Origin of the sequence: Paraburkholderia sp. BCC1885 (genome assembly GCF_900996235.1) — a bacterium.
In the GTDB taxonomy this organism is placed as follows: domain Bacteria; phylum Pseudomonadota; class Gammaproteobacteria; order Burkholderiales; family Burkholderiaceae; genus Paraburkholderia.
Map to the genome: position 1 here is coordinate 1 of NZ_CAAJGM010000041.1, position 640 is coordinate 640.

Annotated in this window: 1 protein-coding gene; it reads right to left on the reverse strand. The window is 66.2% G+C overall.

Going from position 1 to position 640, the window contains the following annotated elements:
* A partial coding sequence (locus FQ755_RS03200; protein WP_186308405.1) for a lysylphosphatidylglycerol synthase domain-containing protein occupies window positions 1–640 on the reverse strand: 640 nt, incomplete at both ends.

Here is a 640-nt window from a genome sequence, read left to right on the forward strand (position 1 = left end):
ACGCACTGCAGCGGCTGCCAGAAGAACAGATAGCGCAACACCACCCCACGGCGGCGCCAGATCAGCCTGATCGAACGATCGATCCGCGCCGACTGGCCGACGAGCGCCGCGAGCTTGCCGCTCGTCGCATGATTCAGCAGGCGCGTGATGCGCTCGAATGGACTCGCGTGCTGCACCAGCGCAAACAGCACCAGCAGCGGCGTGAGCGCCACGATGCCCCAGGCCAGATCGGCAGCAAGACGTAGCGTGCCGGACGCCGCATGGGCAAACAGAAAGCCGATACCGACCAGCGTGAACATCAACTGGCTGATCAGCGTGAGTTGCATGTCGACGACCAGACTCGCCGCCGCCGTCGAACCACGCAAACCGCGACGACGCATCAGCCTGAACGACACCACCTCGCCGCCGATGCGCGCCACCGGCAGCATGCTGTTGACCGATTCACGGATCCACACCAGTCGCAACATACCCGCGACGCCGGGCCGGTTCGCACCCCGAATCAGGCTTTGCCAGTCGCACGCGTTGGCGAGCATCGGCAATACGTGCGCGAGGCCGGCCAGCACCAGCCCAGCACCCGCTGCACGCATCAATGCCAGCACCGCGCCCGGATTGTCGCGCGCGACCAGCCAGAGCGCCGCAA